Consider the following 16,682-nt stretch of genomic DNA (forward strand, 5'->3'; position numbering starts at 1 on the left):
TATTAAAACGGCTTATATCGGAAAAATCTTTAAATTTGTCTTATTTTCTGATTCGTTATGATTATTTGATGAAACAGAATATGGGATCACTATATTAATTTTTAAAAGAATCGGATGGTTTCGGATAATCGGTGGGTTGCCACAACTAAAGGGATCGTGGTGTTTTTGTTGACTGCACTGTTGTTTGTATTTTGGTACGATCGTGATCGTGAGCTGGCAGAAAGCCATGTAACGGCCGTGCGTTTCGGTTTCTATCGGGTGATTTGGATAGAAGTTTTGTGTGGTATTACAGTGGCTTGGTGCGTTCGGAAAAAATTTCGTTTTCGCCTGCCGGATGCGGGGGTATTGTTGTTGGGGGGATATGTCCTGCTGCGTTCGGTTTATGGGGATGGGATGGTCGGTTATCGGACAGAATTATGGATTTTGTTTGTGATCCTTTATTTTTTATTGCGTCTGCTTTCTTCGCTTTGCCGGAATGCCGTCACGGTGATGTTGTGGACGCTCATGGGAGCGGGATTGGTAGAGACGATTTATGGGTTCGGACAATTGTATGGTCGGTTCGCCTCGGGGCATTCGCTTTACCGGCTGACAGGATCTTTTTTTAACCCGGGGCCTTATTCGGGATTTTTAGTGATGGTATTGCCGGTCGTTTTGTTCTATTGTTTATCGGTGTATCCCGGTCGGCAAAAGAGTGTCGGTGAGTGGAGGTACAAGTTGGAGTCCGGCTTTGTCTGGGGGATACTGTTGTTGATTTTGTCTATTTTGCCGGCCGGAATGAGCCGGAGCAGCTGGTTGGCGGCGGTTGCCGGATGCGGGGTGGTAACGGCATTTTATTACCGGATCAGGAAACAGCTGAAAGAGCTGGGACGAAAACTGGGAAAAAAGGCTTGGTGGGTAGCGGGTATCGGTGTGGTGTGTCTGTTGCTGTTGTTCAGTGGACTTTATCTGATGAAAAAAGATTCGGCCGATGGACGCCGTTTAATGTGGAAAATCGCTGGTCGGGCGATAGCCGAAAATCCTTGGGGGGGATGTGGATTGGGCTATTTTGGCGGTGCATTCGGGAAAGCGCAGGCTGCTTATTTTACCACGGAGGAAGCCTCGGAACAAGAAGAGTGGGTGGCCGGCTCGCCGGAATACGGGTTTAATGAATATTTGCAGTTGGGGGTGGAATTGGGGATTGTCGGGAGTATCCTTTTCTTATTGACTGTCGGGTTGGCGGTCCGGCAATTGCTCTATTCTTCCCGTCCCGAGAAAGGAGCGGTGCTGGGAGGGCTGACAGCCTTTTCGGTGTTCGCCTGTTTTTCTTATCCGTTGAGTGTGATTCCTTTGGTGATTGTATTCGTTCTGTTTATGGCGCTTGCCGGTACGCTGGATGACCGGAAACTGCCTGCGGAGGAACGAAAAAGGACTGTGGGTGCATGGTTTGTCATGGGAGCTTCTCTCTTGATGGCAGGTATTACCTGGCGATTGACGGAGCATAAGGAGGAATGGAAGCAGGCTTATATCCGTTGGGGAGAGGAACAACGTTATTTCAGCATGGATATTTTTGAGGAAACGGTAGATCATTACCGGGATTTATATCCTTTTTTGAAAGACCAGCCGAAATTTCTTTTCGAGTATGGACAGTGTTTGTCGAAAACCGGGCAATATGAGGAAGGGATTCGGATTCTGACAGAAGGTACACGGCTCAGTGCCGATCCGATGTTCTATAATATTATGGGGAAAGACGCCGAAGCCTTGAAGAATTTCGGACAGGCTGAAGCCTGTTTTAAGCAGGCTTCCTATATGGTGCCTCATCGTTTATATCCCCTCTATTTATTGGCGAAAATGTATTTCGAAAGCGGACAACCGGAGAAAGGCCGTGATATGGCCCGGCAGGTGATTCAGAAAGCACCCAAAGTGATGTCGGATGCCGTAAAAGAAATGAAAGCAGAATTGAAAGAAAGACTGCAACCATAGAAAAAGAGAGAATTTGTTAAAAAGTACCGTTCGGATTGAAAAAGAAGGGGAAAAGTGAAGGGAGATTGTAAGGTTTTAATATATTTACAACTAATTATACTTTCGCAATATTTTAAAGAAAAGATATGAATAAAATCGCTTTTTTTGCATTAATGCTCGCCTTGGGGCTTGTCGGTGGTTGTGGAAATAAGAAGGAGGAGAAAAAAGAAGAAAAAGATTTGGCCCGGATCAGCCAGAAACAGGACAAAATCGAGGTGAAAGCAGCAAAAGTCCGGCTGGCTCCCTTTGAAATGGAATTGGTCAGTAATGGCAAAGTTAATGCCCGTCGGAAAGCGGTTTTGGCTTTTATCACGAATGATGTGGTCAGGAAAGTACATGTGAAAAATGGAGAAAGGGTGAAAAAAGGAGATCCCATCGTGAGCGTGGACGAACTGAAAGCCGGTCAGCAGTTGGAAGCCGCCCGCCTGAGCTGGGAAAAAGCGAAGCTGGAATTGAGGGGACGGCTGATGAATGAGGGGATAAATTCATTGGAAGATACGCTGGACGAACGTGTAATCTCTAAAACCCGGCTGGAAAATATCAAATTACAGATCGGTTATACCTCTGCGGCTAAAGAATATGAAAAAGCGGTGTACGATTATTCGAACATCACGGTGTATGCTCCTTTTGACGGCGTGATCGCCGATCTGGAGGTGAAGGAATACAACCAGTCCTCTGCCTATAAAGAGGTTTGTTCGGTAATCGACGATGCTACCATGGAGATTGTGTTTAACGTACTGGAAACCGAGATCGCCCATTTGAAGGCAGGGATGGAAGTAGAGATTACGCCTTATGCAAACGATAAAGTTACCCTGAAAGGCACGGTGACTGAAGTGAATCCGAAAATCGATGAAAACGGTATGGTGAAAGTCAGGGCTACAACCGATAATCCCGAAGCAGTGTTGGTGGATGGAATGAATGTCAGTATATTGGCTAAACGGCAAATCGCCGATAAATTGATCGTCCCGAAAACAGCGGTGTTGCCGCGGCAAGGGAGAAAAGTCGTGTTTGTCTACGAGAACGGCCGGGCTATATGGAAATATGTCGAAACAGGATTTGAAAATAGCCGGGAAGTGTGTATCGAATCGGGATTAAAAGAGGGGGAAGAGGCTATTTACGAGAATAATCTGGGGTTGTCGCACGAGTGTGAGGTGACGCTGATAAATAAAAAGGAGTAGTAGTTCCTGAAAACACTTGGAAGGTGAAATTATCTGCTTTTTCTGTCAATACTATTTTTGTCGTACTGATGCTTTTAGGGATCAGTCTGATTCCTGTGTTGTCTTTGCAGTTGCTCCCTTCTTCCCGTTCGAACGATTTGTCGGTATCTTTCTCTTGGGATAATGCCGGCCCCGAATTACTGGAAATGGAGGTGACGACCAAATTGGAAGGGGCTTTGGCGCGGACGAGAGGGTTACGGGAAATTGTTTCGGAGACCGGGAATGGCTGGGGAACAATCAGGCTTTCTATCGATAAAGAAGAAAATATCGATGCCATTAAACTGTATCTGGGGTCTGTCGTCCGTTCGGTGAAAAGCGGATTCCCGGAAGGAGTACAGGTGTCGGAAGTACGTGGAGGAGAATACAGTTCCGGTAAAGAAGCTAAAAAAGAACGGCAGCTTTTATTGACTTACGGTATTTCAGGGCCTGGTACTACTCAGGATGTCTCCCGTTTTGCGGAAGACAATATCTCGAACATCGTCTCTACCATGCCGGGGATAGAAAGTGTGACGGTAACCGGGGCTGTTCCCATGGAATGGGTACTGATTTACGATCAGCAAGTGCTTGAAAATATCGGTATCAGTGCTTCCGATATCCGCTCGGCTTTGAACAATTATTATATGCGCCGGGATGGGGGAAAAGTATTGATCGATACCGTTCCTGCCAAAGAATATGCTTATATTATTTTCCGGGGTAATCCGCTGAGTCATGAGATCGATATGCTGAATATGCCGATCAAGACACTGGGGGATCGGATTGTTTTATTGAAAGATATCGCAACCCTGGATTATCGGGAGAAGTCTCCTTCCTCCTATTACCGGATCAATGGTCTGAATCAGTTGAATATCAATATTTTCGCAGAAAAGAATGCTAATGTGATCGACCTTTCGGCCAAAGTCAGGGATAAGATGGATTTGTTGGAAAAGGATTTCGGCGGAAAATATTCTTTACAGATGGCTTATGATGCCAGTAAGGAACTGGAAGATGAATTGAACCAGACGCTTTTCCGGACCTTATTGACGATTTTGATTCTGCTGATTTTTGTGTTTCTGGTGAGCCGGGATTTCCGCTATTTGTTGATTATCGCCGTTTCTTTAGCTGCTAATGTGCTGATTGCTTTTGTTTTCTATTATTTCCTGAAAGTAGAAATCCATATTTATACTCTGGCAGGGATAACTGTGTCGTTCGGTATCATCATCGATAATGTGATCGTTATGGCCGATCATTACAGACATCATCGTGACCGGAAAGTATTTATGGCTATTCTGGCTGCGACGCTGACGACGATGGGGGCTTTGACCGTCATTTTCAACATGGACAATGAGATCATGCGGAATATGTGGGATTTTACTACGGTTATCATTGTCAATTTGTCCGTATCGTTGTTTGTAGCTCTTTTCTTTGTACCGGCTTTGATGGAAAAAATACCGTTGCGGAAAAAAGAAGCCAGAGTGCGTGTTGCCCGCAAGAGAAAAGTTGTAAAATTTACCTGGAAATACAAGCGGTTTATCGGGTTCACCTGGAGATTCAGGAAAGCATGGGTGATTTTGGCTATTCTCGGATTCGGATTACCTGTATTTATGATTCCTTCTTCAGTGGACCGCGATAAGTCGTATGCCGAGACCTATAACCGAATCTTTAGCAGCGAATGGTTTCTGACGATCAGACCCTGGATGGATAAGCTGTTGGGAGGAAGCCTGCGCTTGTTCGTGGAAGGAGGAAAAGGGGAGTGGAGGCAAAATGACAATAACGACCGTATCCGGACCTCCCTGAGTGTAGTGATGACAATGCCGCATGGAGCGACGCTGGAACAAATGAACGAGGCATTTATGAAAGTGGAAAATTTTGTCTCCGGATTTCAAGAAGTCGACCTTTTTACGACGAGTATCAGTTCTGCTAACGAGGGAAGAATGAAAATCACCTTTAAAGAAGAAGCCGAGATGACCGGTTTCCCCGAGATGCTGAAGAATGAGTTGGTGCGTTATTGTAATTCGATCGGGAATGCCGATTCACAGATTTCCGGAGTCGGAAGGAGTTTTTCCAATAGCCTGGGAGACGGTTACCGCAGTGAAGAGCTGAAGGTGGTGGGATATAATTACCGGCAAGTGATGAAGTATGCCGAAGTCTTGAAGAACAAGCTATCTGAAAACCGCCGGGTGAAGAAATTATATATCGGAAATGCCCGGAATCCCGAGAAAATGAGGGAGTTTGTGGTGAAAGTCGATAAAGCTAAACTGGCCCGTAATAATTCGAATGTCAATGATATTATGTGGAGATTGAGGAGTTTGTCTTATGCCCGGGATGAGTATACTACGGCTTATATCGATAACGAACAGACTTCTATTGTTATCCGGCCCAAAAATACGGTGGAGACCAGTATCTGGGAGATGCAGAATTATCCGGTACAGGGCGATAAAGCCACTTTCCGTTTGAGTGACGTCGGCACAATCCAATATGAGGATACGTTCGATAAGATCACGAAAACGAATCAGGAATACGATGTATCGGTACAATATGATTTTATCGGGGATTATATGTTGTCGAATAAGGTGAAAGAGAGAGTGATGAAGGAAATGAACCAGAGTATGCCGATCGGTTTCCGGGTGAAGGAAGGCCGGGATTATTGGGGAGGATACTGGAAGATGAGCAATGGGTTCGATCGGCGTATTCTGTATATCTTACTGGTATTCGGTATAATTTATTTTATCTGTGCCATCTTGCTCGAATCCTTGAAGCAAGCGATGATCGTAATGCTGATCGTGCCTTTGTCGTTTATCGGCTGTTTTTTGGGTTTTTACTGTTTCGGGCTGGTATTTAACGAAGGGGGATTGGCGGCCTTTATCCTGATGTGCGGATTATCGGTGAATGCGGTGTTGTATATTCAGAACGATTATAATAATAAGATCATTGCGGGAAAAGCGAGAGGGTTACAAACTTATTTGAGTGCCTGGAATGCGAAAATTATTCCGATTCTGCTGACGGTTATTTCCACAATTTTGGGATTTATCCCTTTCCTGATCGGAAGTAACGTGGCCGATTTTTGGATCAGCCTGGCGATCGGGACGATGAGTGGCCTTATTTTTTCTGTATTGGTGTTGATGATTTATCTGCCTTTGTTTTTTATGCGTAAGGAAGATAAAGCGGGATGCAGACGGAAAAACAGTGGGATGAAGGAAGGGGGAAGAAAATGGTTAAGTCATATTGAATTGAATAAGATACGGGGATTCATAAAGCATTGATGTTTTCCTTTTTGGTCATTAAATATTAAGAAAATGATTGGTTTTTTACTCAAACGTCCCGTCGCGGTAATCATGAGCACCATTGCCTTTTTGGTATTGGGGGCAGTGGCTATGTTTCAGCTACCGGTTTCATTGATGCCGGATGTAGATATTCCCGAGATCAGTATACATTATACTCAGGATAATGCCTCGGTCAATGAAATGGAAAACAGTATCACCAACTTACTGAGAGGGCAGCTGCAACAGATTCCGTCATTATCGGACATTACTTCCGAATCCAGGGAAGGGAGCGGAACGATAACCATGAAGTTCGAATACGGCACTTCGATCGATTATGCTTTTATCGAGGTCAATCAGAAAGTGGATGCTGCGATGAACAGCTTCCCTAAAGAGATGCAACGGCCTACGATTATTAAAGCTTCGACTTCGGATATTCCTGTATTTTATATTCAGTTGAATTTAAAAAAATTGGAATCGGATATCAAATTCCTGGAATTTTGCGAATTTGCCGATGCCGTTTTGAAAAAGCGGTTGGAGCAATTGCCGGATGTCGCGATGGTGGATATTAGCGGGATGTATCAGCCCGAAATGTATATCTTGCCCGATGAAGCCAAAATGAAGAGTCTGAATATTACCCAAGATCAATTGAAAGAAGCTATCGATCAAAATAACCGGGTGTCGGGAAGCTTGTCGATCCGGGACGGTTACTACCAATATAATATAAAATTTACCAGTCAGCTGATGTCGGTCGAAGATGTCCGGGAGGTATACCTGAATATCGAAGGGCGTCTGATGCAGGTGAAAGATATTGCCGAAGTGGGCATACGGCCGAGAGATAAGAGAGGGATGTTCGTGAATGGCGAAAAACAATCCCTGTGTATGGCGGTGATCAAACAATCGAGTGCCCGGATGTCGGAGATGAAAGAGAAAGTCAGTGAAATGCTGGAAAATTTTGAAACAGAATATCCGGATATCGAATTTTCCGTATCGCGGGATCAGGCTGCCTTACTGAATTACTCGATTACGAATTTGCAGCAGAGTTTAGTATGGGGGATTATCCTGGCTGTGTTTATTATGCTGTTTTTCTTGCGGGATGCCCGTTCACCGATGATTATCGGGATCAGTATACCGGTTTCTGTGGTTATCAGTGTACTGTTTTTCCAGTTGATCGGTTTGTCTATCAATACCATTTCTCTGTCCGGTTTGATCATGGGGGTGGGGATGATGATCGATAATTCGATTATCGTCATCGATAATATCAACCAGCGAAGGGAACGGGGAGATTCGCTGTTTGTGGCTTGTGCGGACGGTACGGCCGAGATTTTCCGTCCCCTGTTGTCTTCGGTGTTGACGACTTGTGCGGTATTTGTGCCGTTGATATTTCTGGGAGGAGTTGCCGGGGCTTTGTTCTATGACCAGGCGGTAGCTGTAGGTGTCGGGCTTTTTGTCTCGCTGATCGTTTCGCTGACGATTGTCCCTGTCATTTTTTTTCTTCTCTTTAAAAGAGCACATGAAGACGGAAAAATCAGTAATTTCGTCAAACGGATCAGTTTTAAACATCTGGATAAGTACTATACGATTGTCTATCACTTTGTGTTCTATCACCGCCATAAGACCATGCTGATCGTGGCTGTGCTGGTATTGTTGGGTGCTGCTACGGCTTTTTTCACTAAAGTGGAACGGATGCCTCCGGTAGAAATCAATGAAATGTTGATCCGGACAGACTGGAACAATAGTATTCATGTCGATGAAAATTATAACCGGGTGCAGGATATTATCCGGCAGTTTAAGGGACGTTGTACTGAAATATCCTGTCATATCGGTGAAAAACAGTTTTTCCTGAATCCCGAGGATAACGGTAATATCAATGAGGCGGAGTTTTATATAAAAACTACCGATAATGAAAGCCTGAAAGTTTTGGTCGGGGATATAACCGCTTATATTAAGAAAAACTATCCGGAAGCCCGGGTAGAACCGGCGAAGGTGGAAAATCTGTTCGAACAGTTGTTTAAGGGAGAAGATGCTCCTTTGATCATTTACCTCTCGGGAGAATCTGCCCGCAAGATAGAGGAACTATCGAAAATTAATGCATTCATCGACCATTTGAATGAGGAAATGCCCGGACTGAAATTGAATAAACCTGCCGTACAGGAAAGAATCGTAGTCCATATCTTGCCCGAACGTTTGGCGTTGTATAAAGTGAATCAGAATGTGTTGCTGAATACGTTGGAAAAGAATATCAGTAAGGTCAGTATCGGAAAATTGAATACGGGGAACCTTTATATTCCGATTGTCATTACTGAAAATGAACATACGATCCGGGATATTCTCAACGAGGTGTATGTGTCTAATTCGGATAGGAAGTATATTCCGGTAGCTGCGTTGACCGATTTGTCAATGGAATACGATTACAAGAAAATTTTCGGGAAAAAAGAAGGAGTCGTCGTGCCTGTTCAGGTTTACCATACAGGAGATAGCATCCAAGAAATTATAAAGACGGTGAGGACAGAAGCGGTAAAAGCTAATCTGGATCCTCATTTCGGAGGGGCTTATTTCGAGGGGAATGAGACTTTCTGGCAGATGTTGATGATCGTAATCGTGGCCTTGCTGATGCTCTACTTTATTTTAGCCAGTCAATTCGAATCGTTGACATTACCTTTGATCGTATTGATCGAGATTCCGATCGATGTGGCGATGACTTTGCTGGCATTGTGGATTTGTGGGATCTCACTGAATCTGATGTCGATGATCGGTATCGTGGTCATGAGTGGTATCGTGATCAACGACTCGATTCTGAAGATCGATACGATCATCCGGCTTCAACAACAGGGATTTCCTTTGCTGGAAGCCATTCACGAAGGTGGGGTGAGGCGGTTGAAGCCGATTCTGATGACGAGTTTGACTACTATTTTTGCTTTGATCCCTTTTTTATGGGGTGACGATATCGGTTCCCAATTGCAGCGGCCGCTGGCGGTAGCTATGATCAGCGGGATGACGATCGGTACTCTGGTCAGTCTGTATTGGGTACCTCTGTGTTATTATTATTTAGTTAGAAAAAAAGGAGAATAGACGATGGAAACATTTACGCGGTGGGTGTATTATTTTTTGGAGTCTTTAGGTCTCGATCTCAGTTATATGACTAATCTGAATCGCCTGATTGTTCTTGTATTGATAGCCGTATTGGCTTTTCTGACAGATTGGATTTGCAGGAAAGGGATTGTACGGTTGGTGCGTAAGGTTACCCAAAAGACAAAGGTGACCTGGGACGATCTGTTGTTTAACGATCGGGTCATGAATAATTTCTGCCACATCCTGCCGCCTGTGGTAGTATATATACTTTTGCCGATCGCTTTCCCCGACGGATCGGATGCCCTGGCGTTTATCCGAAAGCTGTGTATGGTGTATATTATAGCGGCTGCTTTGCGGTTTATCAACATTTTTCTGGGAGTCATATTCCAGTTGGCCACACAGAAAGAAGTATTTCGTGACCGGCCTCTGAAAGGTGTCTACCAGATTATTCAGGTCGCTTTGTTTTTTGTCGGTTCGATTTGCATTATTGCTGTATTGATCGAGAAATCTCCTATCCATCTTTTGGCTGGTTTGGGAGCTTCGGCTGCTATTTTAATGTTGGTTTTCAAGGATAGTATCATGGGCCTTGTTTCCGGAGTGCAACTTTCGGCCAATGATATGTTGCGCCCGGGGGATTGGATTACGATGCCTAAATACAATGCCGACGGTACGGTGATCGAAGTGACTCTGAATACAGTGAAAGTCCGTAATTTCGACAATACGATTATTACGATCCCGCCTTATGCATTGGTGAGTGATTCGTTTCAAAACTGGAGGGGCATGCGGGAGTCCGGTGGACGTCGCGTGAAACGTTCTGTCAATTTGGATGTGAATAGTGTCTGTTTCTGTACCCCGGAAATGCTGGAAAGATATAAAAAGATCGTTATTTTAAAGGAATATATCGAGCAAACCGAGCAGAAAGTACAACAATACAATCAGCAGCAGGGGATCGACGATTCTGTGCCGGTCAATGGAGTACACCAGACAAACCTGGGCGTTTTCCGGGCTTATCTCGAATTATACCTGAAAAATTTACCTGTCGTAAATTCTGATTTGACGTATATGGTCCGGCAATTACAACCGACCGAAAAAGGAATCCCTTTGGAGGTGTATTTCTTCTCCAGAGAGAAAGATTGGGTGCCTTATGAGAAAATCCAGGCCGATGTTTTCGATCATATTTTTGCGGTAGTTCCTTATTTTGGTCTAAAAGTATTCCAAAATCCTTCTTCTGCAGATATAGTCCGGGTTTTAGAAAGAGTGTGATTGGTGTTTTGTATAAAACAATCCGTTTTTTTTATAAGTGTATCTTGATTTAATCGTTCTATCTTTGGGGGAGATAAATGACCTAAAATCGAAAACAATGAGTAAAATTTTATTCGGATTGGTGGGGATTGCTTTGATCAGCTCGTGTACGCGTCCGGGAAGTTTATATAATGGCGGACAACGGATTGCTAATTGTGTTACTTCAGAGCCTTTTGAAGTACCGGTTCAGGAGGGGTGTGCCACCTATGTGATGTATGGGCAAGATACTGTCGCTATTGTCACTCAGCCGATGACCATACAAATCCCGAAAGGGATGAAAGTATCGACGAAGGGAAGTACCGGTGATGAAATCTCGATCGAATATGAGGTATTGAACGATACAGATGCTAAGATTGCTTATAATAAATCCTGGCAGGCGATTATGTTCGAAGATACCCGTTCCGGTGATTATGATTACAATGATTTGATTATCCATGTTCGGAATTTGCATTCCTGGAATAAATTGCAGATCGATATTCAACCGATTGCTTTAGGGAGCCAAAAGGTGATCAAACTGGGATGTGTGATCGGTAATGATAAAAGCGAACATATCATTTCGGAAGATGTGCGTAAAGACTTGTTCGGTGGTGAAAAAGGATTTATCAATACACAAAGCGATCTGCAACCGGTCTGTTATAGCCTGGAACGCCGTCTCGACCATGAATTGGAAAAAGGGAAAGATGAATATGCTAGTATCGCCTGGTTTATTGAAGTAGATGATAATCGGTATTTTGCAATAAATGCCGATGCTGAATACAGTGACTATGATTTATTGAATGAGGAAGGGATGCCTTATGGTCTGGTCGTTTATGGTCTGAACGGCAGTCACGGTACGTTTGCTTATGCCGAAGAAAAAATTTCTTTGTTCGAAGCTTATCCGGATTTCAAAAATTGGATTAATGGGGAAGTAGTTACTTTTGGGGAATATGCCGACAAGAAAATGATCTACAAATACAATTATGAAAAAATCCCCGGGACGACTAAGCGGATCTGGGATTGGCAATAATGGAAGGGCTGACAGCCTAATCCTTCTTTTACGGTAAAAAGGTGTAGTCGATAACAACGTTAAAACTGAATGCTCATCGTTTTTGTTTAGAATAGAATAAGTTTTAAACCTTATGAACTTTCTAAACTAATTTAATTCCAGGTTTATTTTTTCTTTCTATTCCGATTCCGGGTGAACCGGTCTGATGACACAAAAAACGAAATAGAAAATGGATTCTACTCTCACTGAGATTTAAGTTCTGAAAACGGTACCGCTTTGTCCGTTTGCTTCATTGCTACTCTCCAACTACAATATCGACTTAGCATGTTTTGAGCGAGAAAAGGAGTAAAATGGGACGAAAGGTCCGTCCCCGGAGTACGGAATAAAAAACAGCAGACCGGGTAGGGCCTGCTGTTTTTTATAAAGATGAATCTTAAACTATTTGGCATAGTTGATTGCCCGGGTTTCGCGGATGACGGTTACTTTAACCTGTCCGGGGTAAGTCATTTCATCCTGGATTCGTTTTGCGATATCGAATGAAATTTTTTCTGCTTCTGCATCCGAGATTTTTTCACTCCCAACAACGACTCTCAATTCCCGTCCGGCTTGGATGGCATAGGTCTTCACAACTCCATTGTACGAGAGTGCCAGATCTTCCATATCTTTCAAGCGTTTGATATAAGATTCGACGACTTCCCGACGTGCACCCGGACGAGCTCCTGAGATCGCATCACAAGCCTGTACGATAGGTGCGATCAGTGTCGTCATTTCGATTTCTTCGTGGTGGGCTCCGATAGCATTACAGATATCCGGTTTTTCTTTATATTTTTCAGCTAATTGCATACCCAGAATAGCGTGTGGTAATTCCGGCTCGTCGTCGGGCACTTTACCGATATCATGGAGTAATCCGGCACGTTTGGCTTTCTTCACATTCAGACCCAGTTCGGCTGCCATGATCGCACAAAGATTAGCTGTTTCACGGGCATGTTGCAATAGGTTCTGACCATAAGAAGAACGATATTTCATTTTACCGATCAGACGGATCAATTCGGGATGTAAACCGTGGACTCCTAAGTCGATTGTGGTGCGCTTACCGGTTTCGATAATTTCTTCTTCGATTTGTTTTTTCACTTTATTCACTACCTCTTCGATGCGGGCAGGATGGATACGTCCGTCTGTTACCAGCTGGTGTAAAGACAGACGTGCAATTTCCCTTCTTACCGGATCGAAACCCGAGAGTACGATCGCTTCAGGAGTATCGTCGACGATGATTTCAACTCCTGTTGCAGCTTCGAGTGCGCGGATATTACGACCTTCGCGTCCGATAATCCGGCCTTTGATTTCGTCCGAATCGATGTGGAAAATAGAGACTGCATTTTCGGTCGCTGTTTCGGTCGCTACACGCTGAATCGTCTTTATCACGACCTTTTTAGCTTCCATATTGGCAGTCATTTTAGCTTCCTCCATGATCTCGTTGACATAAGAGATGGCTTCTGCCTCTGCTTCTTCTTTCAGAGAGTTGATCAGTTTTTCTTTTGCCTGCTCACCGGACATACCTGAAATGGCTTCAAGTTGTTCGATTTGCTGTTTTTTGATCTTGTCCAATTCTGCCGTTTTCTTTTCGATCAATTCTTTTTGTACTTCTATGTTGCTTTGCTGGCTTTGGAGTTCTTTCCCTTTGCGTTGTATTTCTTCCAGTTTGCGCGAAATATCGGTTTCCTGTTGTTTTAACTTGTTTTCGGCCATCAACAGCTTATTATTTCTGGCAGCAGCCTGTTTTTCATGTTCGGCTTTGATCTGTAAGAATTTTTCTTTAGCCTGGAGAATTTTATCCTTTTTGATCACTTCTGCTTCAGCTTCAGCTTCTTTGATGATATTTTGTGCCCGGTATTTCATGGCTAATCTCATAATAAACCAGCCGATCGCTATACCGACGAACAAAGCTATCACGCTTGCGATTATTGTTGTCATTGTCATATTTCTGTTATTAATTAAATTTATAATATAGTTTAATGTTACACTGTTTTCTCTTTTTGTAAATGCACAAAAAAATCCCGCACTATTTCTTTTTAATAAAACCCCTGTATGACACGGGTAGAGCTGCCATTTGATTCAGACTTCCACTGTCCCGAAGGAACTCCGAAGAGTCGAGGCCTGTCTTGTGCAAATATAAGCGTCTGCTCTAATTGTTTGAGTGTTGAGTTTTTCGCTTAAAGTCGAAATAATGCGGGAATATCTATGTTCAAAGAACTCTAAAAATACTTACTCTTTGATGAATTCATCAAGTTTCAAATTAATTTGTTCTATTTCATTAAACTTCTGTTCTTGTTGCAGCATTTTTATCGTATGCAACAGCGAAACATAAGCTAAAAAATAAAAAGGCTCCGGTTCTGTATTTCCGGTTTTATATTTTAAAACACGTTCATTAATTTCCTTTGCCGCTTTCCGGATGATCTCTTCATCTGCTGCTGAAATATTCAAATTCAGAGGTATATCGGCAATAGTTAAGTTAATGTTGCGTTTTTCAGACATAATTAATTATTCAAAAGAGCAATACATTTATCTATCTCCCGCACCAGTTGGTTGATTCGCATTTTCGCTTCATAACTTCCGTTCCCTTCCGAAATTGCACTAGCCACTCTGGTTGTTTTTAGTTTATTGTTTAAATCTTTGTTCTCTCTTTGCAGGTTTTCAAGCTCGGATTGCAAATCCTGTATTTTGCTTTCCAGACTTTTGTTCTGTTCCAGAGAGGATATATATAGTTTTATTAATTTATCTATTTTAAAATTCAGCTCGTTTATAACGGCATCGTGTTTTGCTGCCATAACTCAATCTTTTCATGACAAAGATAAAATTTATTCTTTAAATTATCAAGAGTGTTGATATATTTGCAGCATAAAATTAGTGTTTTTTTTGATATGGAAAAAAGGAGGTATAGGAAATTTATTCGTTATTTTTTGTTTAATTGGTTGTCTTTGATTTCATTAAATATATTTGCCCAGGACATGATAAAGCCGATCGATCGGCCTGTTTTGTTGAGTGGAAATTTCGGAGAATTGAGGGCGACTCACTTTCATTCGGGTATCGATATCCGGACCGGTGGGGTGGAAGGCTTGCCCGTCGTGTGTGTGAAAGACGGTAAAGTTGTCCGGGTGAGTGTGTCTCCTACCGGCTATGGGCAGGCATTGTATGTGGAGCATGAGGATGGAACGACCACGGTTTACGGACATTTGCAACGTTTCAACGCTCGTATCACAGCGCTTGTCCGGCAAATTCAATACGAACAGGAAAGCTTTAAAATAGATGAAGAGGTGAGGGACAGGCAGTTGATCTTCCATCAGGGAGATACGATTGCTTTTAGTGGTAATACCGGATCTTCCGGGGGACCACACTTGCATTTCGAAGTCAGGAATACCCGTTCTGAACATACCTTGAATCCTTTGCTTTTTTATAAGATCCGGGATAGCCGGATACCGGTGGTGAGAGGTGTTTATCTGTATCGTGAATCGGCTTCGGGTTGTGTCGGATTGGTGAGGCGGGTGGCTTTGAAACAGTCGGTGAACGGCTGCTATACGCTCGGACAGTTGAATATTCCGGCAGGGAAAATAGGTATTGCTGTATTTATTACGGATTATATGAATGATTCCTGGAATAAACTGGGAATTTATCGGTTAGGAGTAGTGGCCGGAAAAGATACGCTTTTTGCCATGCAGATGGATTCCTGTTCTTTTGATCAGACTTGTTTTATCAATGAAATAAAGGATTTTGACTGTTATAAGAAAAAGGAAACGGTTTATCGTTGTTTTGGTAATTATCAGGGACAGGTGATGGGGGTGAAGAATCGGAATCAGGGATGGATTACTGTCGGTGAAGACAGTATTGTACCGGTGAAAATCGATCTGAAAGATATCAATGGTAACCGGGCAACCGTAACGTTGACCCTGAAAGGCAAGGAGGCGCCTGTGCAGGAAGAACAGGAGGTGTTGCGCTATGATCGCAGCTATAGCCTGGACTTGTCCGGGGCTACGCTGGATTTAGAGGCCGGAGCTTTGTCGGCTTCGGTGCCGAAAGGGATGAAAATAGAAAAAGATACGGTTTCCGGAAGGGATATTTTTGTATTATCGGAAAAAGATGTTCCTTTGTTAAAGAAAGCCCGTTTGTCTGTGGCCGGGGAATTTGACCGGAAGGCTTTGATTTGTGAGGTGGACCGTGCCGGCAGGAAATACCCGCTTGCAACTCAGTGGAGTGAAGAGGGCCTGGTGGCGGAAATCGGCTATCTTAGCCGGTACACGATAGCCGAAGACCGGCAACCGCCGGTGATTTCTTTTTTAGGGAAATTTCCGGATGGTTCTTTGAAATTTAAGATAAAAGATGATTTTTCAGGGATTGCAACTTATCGGGGAGAGGTAAATGGCCGGTGGTGCCTGTTTTCCTATGATCCGCGCTATAATTTGATGCGTTGCAGTCTGAAAGAACCGGTTTTTGTTTCCGGTCAGGTGAATGAAGTGAAGGTTATTGTCGAAGACCGGGTCGGAAATAAAAATGAACTCCTTGTCAAAGTAAAGAAATAATTATAGAAAAGGATTAATTGGAAGCATATTTATGAGAAAAGAAATACAGGAATGGATCGAAAAAGGGAATCGGACAGAAGCTGTCCGCTTACTGGAAGAATGGGTCGGAAAACATCCGGCAGATGAAGAGGAGTGGTTGCTCTTGGGAGAATTGTTGTATGCCGACGGGAAAATGACGGAAGCCTTGAATAAATTCAATACGGTTCTCCGCCTGAATCCGGATCACCGGAAGGCAGCGAATTATGTGATTATGATCAATAATATTTTGGGATACTATTGTAAAGATATGTTCAATCCTTAG

Annotated in this window: 11 protein-coding genes; 8 read left to right on the forward strand and 3 right to left on the reverse strand. The window is 43.4% G+C overall.

The genetic code is table 11. From position 1 onward, the window contains the following. Window positions 1-114: 114 nt before the first annotated feature. The 6 genes from AC5RDS_RS12360 (at window position 115) to AC5RDS_RS12385 (ending at window position 11,831) form a co-directional block, all read left to right on the forward strand. Window positions 115-1,959 carry an O-antigen ligase family protein gene (locus AC5RDS_RS12360; RefSeq protein ID WP_288791910.1) on the forward strand — a complete coding sequence of 615 codons (1,845 nt, stop codon included), beginning with the start codon at window positions 115-117 and terminating at the stop codon, window positions 1,957-1,959. Window positions 1,960-2,084: 125 nt separating this feature from the next. After that, complete coding sequence (locus AC5RDS_RS12365) at window positions 2,085-3,176, forward strand: efflux RND transporter periplasmic adaptor subunit (RefSeq protein WP_013612189.1); 1,092 nt, start codon at window positions 2,085-2,087, stop codon at window positions 3,174-3,176. Between the two features lie 23 nt (window positions 3,177-3,199). Beyond that, complete coding sequence (locus tag AC5RDS_RS12370) at window positions 3,200-6,454, forward strand: efflux RND transporter permease subunit (protein ID WP_217774022.1); 3,255 nt, start codon at window positions 3,200-3,202, stop codon at window positions 6,452-6,454. Window positions 6,455-6,487: 33 nt separating this feature from the next. Further along, window positions 6,488-9,523 carry an efflux RND transporter permease subunit gene (locus tag AC5RDS_RS12375; protein ID WP_013612187.1) on the forward strand — a complete coding sequence of 1,012 codons (3,036 nt, stop codon included), beginning with the start codon at window positions 6,488-6,490 and terminating at the stop codon, window positions 9,521-9,523. A gap of 3 nt (window positions 9,524-9,526) precedes the next feature. Next, a complete protein-coding gene (locus AC5RDS_RS12380; RefSeq protein WP_013612186.1) occupies window positions 9,527-10,786 on the forward strand; it encodes a mechanosensitive ion channel family protein in 1,260 nt (419 codons plus the stop codon). 97 nt (window positions 10,787-10,883) lie between these two features. Continuing rightward, a complete protein-coding gene (locus AC5RDS_RS12385) occupies window positions 10,884-11,831 on the forward strand; it encodes a DUF4842 domain-containing protein (RefSeq protein WP_118107561.1) in 948 nt (315 codons plus the stop codon). 417 nt (window positions 11,832-12,248) lie between these two features. Here the strand turns inward: AC5RDS_RS12385 and rny are convergent, their stop codons facing one another. From rny to AC5RDS_RS12400, 3 genes are all read right to left on the reverse strand, one after another. Continuing rightward, window positions 12,249-13,787, reverse strand: coding sequence for a ribonuclease Y (rny, locus tag AC5RDS_RS12390; RefSeq protein ID WP_013612184.1), 1,539 nt, complete (start codon window positions 13,785-13,787; stop codon window positions 12,249-12,251). Window positions 13,788-14,072: 285 nt separating this feature from the next. Then, window positions 14,073-14,342 carry a cell division protein ZapA gene (locus tag AC5RDS_RS12395; protein WP_013612183.1) on the reverse strand — a complete coding sequence of 90 codons (270 nt, stop codon included), beginning with the start codon at window positions 14,340-14,342 and terminating at the stop codon, window positions 14,073-14,075. A 2-nt stretch (window positions 14,343-14,344) separates the two neighbouring features. Continuing rightward, the gene (locus tag AC5RDS_RS12400) at window positions 14,345-14,635 is read right to left on the reverse strand and encodes a coiled-coil domain-containing protein (protein WP_013612182.1); all 291 of its coding nucleotides are present in this window, start codon (window positions 14,633-14,635) and stop codon (window positions 14,345-14,347) included. A gap of 150 nt (window positions 14,636-14,785) precedes the next feature. On the opposite strand from AC5RDS_RS12400, the gene AC5RDS_RS12405 reads away from it, so the two are divergent. Together AC5RDS_RS12405 and AC5RDS_RS12410 are read left to right on the forward strand one after the other, a co-directional pair. Continuing rightward, complete coding sequence (locus AC5RDS_RS12405; RefSeq protein ID WP_217774024.1) at window positions 14,786-16,381, forward strand: M23 family metallopeptidase; 1,596 nt, start codon at window positions 14,786-14,788, stop codon at window positions 16,379-16,381. 31 nt (window positions 16,382-16,412) lie between these two features. After that, a complete protein-coding gene (locus tag AC5RDS_RS12410; protein ID WP_022160405.1) occupies window positions 16,413-16,682 on the forward strand; it encodes a tetratricopeptide repeat protein in 270 nt (89 codons plus the stop codon).

The organism is Odoribacter sp. (genome assembly GCF_985060555.1).

Excerpts from the sequence above, each read along its gene's own strand:
- AC5RDS_RS12360 (WP_288791910.1), top strand. The coding sequence starts at position 115 with ATGGTTTCGGATAATCGGTGGGTTGCCACAACTAAAGGGATCGTGGTG.
- AC5RDS_RS12365 (WP_013612189.1), top strand. The coding sequence starts at position 2,085 with ATGAATAAAATCGCTTTTTTTGCATTAATGCTCGCCTTGGGGCTTGTC.
- AC5RDS_RS12375 (WP_013612187.1), top strand. The coding sequence starts at position 6,488 with ATGATTGGTTTTTTACTCAAACGTCCCGTCGCGGTAATCATGAGCACC.
- AC5RDS_RS12380 (WP_013612186.1), top strand. The coding sequence starts at position 9,527 with ATGGAAACATTTACGCGGTGGGTGTATTATTTTTTGGAGTCTTTAGGT.
- AC5RDS_RS12385 (WP_118107561.1), top strand. The coding sequence starts at position 10,884 with ATGAGTAAAATTTTATTCGGATTGGTGGGGATTGCTTTGATCAGCTCG.
- rny (WP_013612184.1), bottom strand. The coding sequence starts at position 13,787 with ATGACAATGACAACAATAATCGCAAGCGTGATAGCTTTGTTCGTCGGT.
- AC5RDS_RS12395 (WP_013612183.1), bottom strand. The coding sequence starts at position 14,342 with ATGTCTGAAAAACGCAACATTAACTTAACTATTGCCGATATACCTCTG.
- AC5RDS_RS12400 (WP_013612182.1), bottom strand. The coding sequence starts at position 14,635 with ATGGCAGCAAAACACGATGCCGTTATAAACGAGCTGAATTTTAAAATA.
- AC5RDS_RS12410 (WP_022160405.1), top strand. The coding sequence starts at position 16,413 with ATGAGAAAAGAAATACAGGAATGGATCGAAAAAGGGAATCGGACAGAA.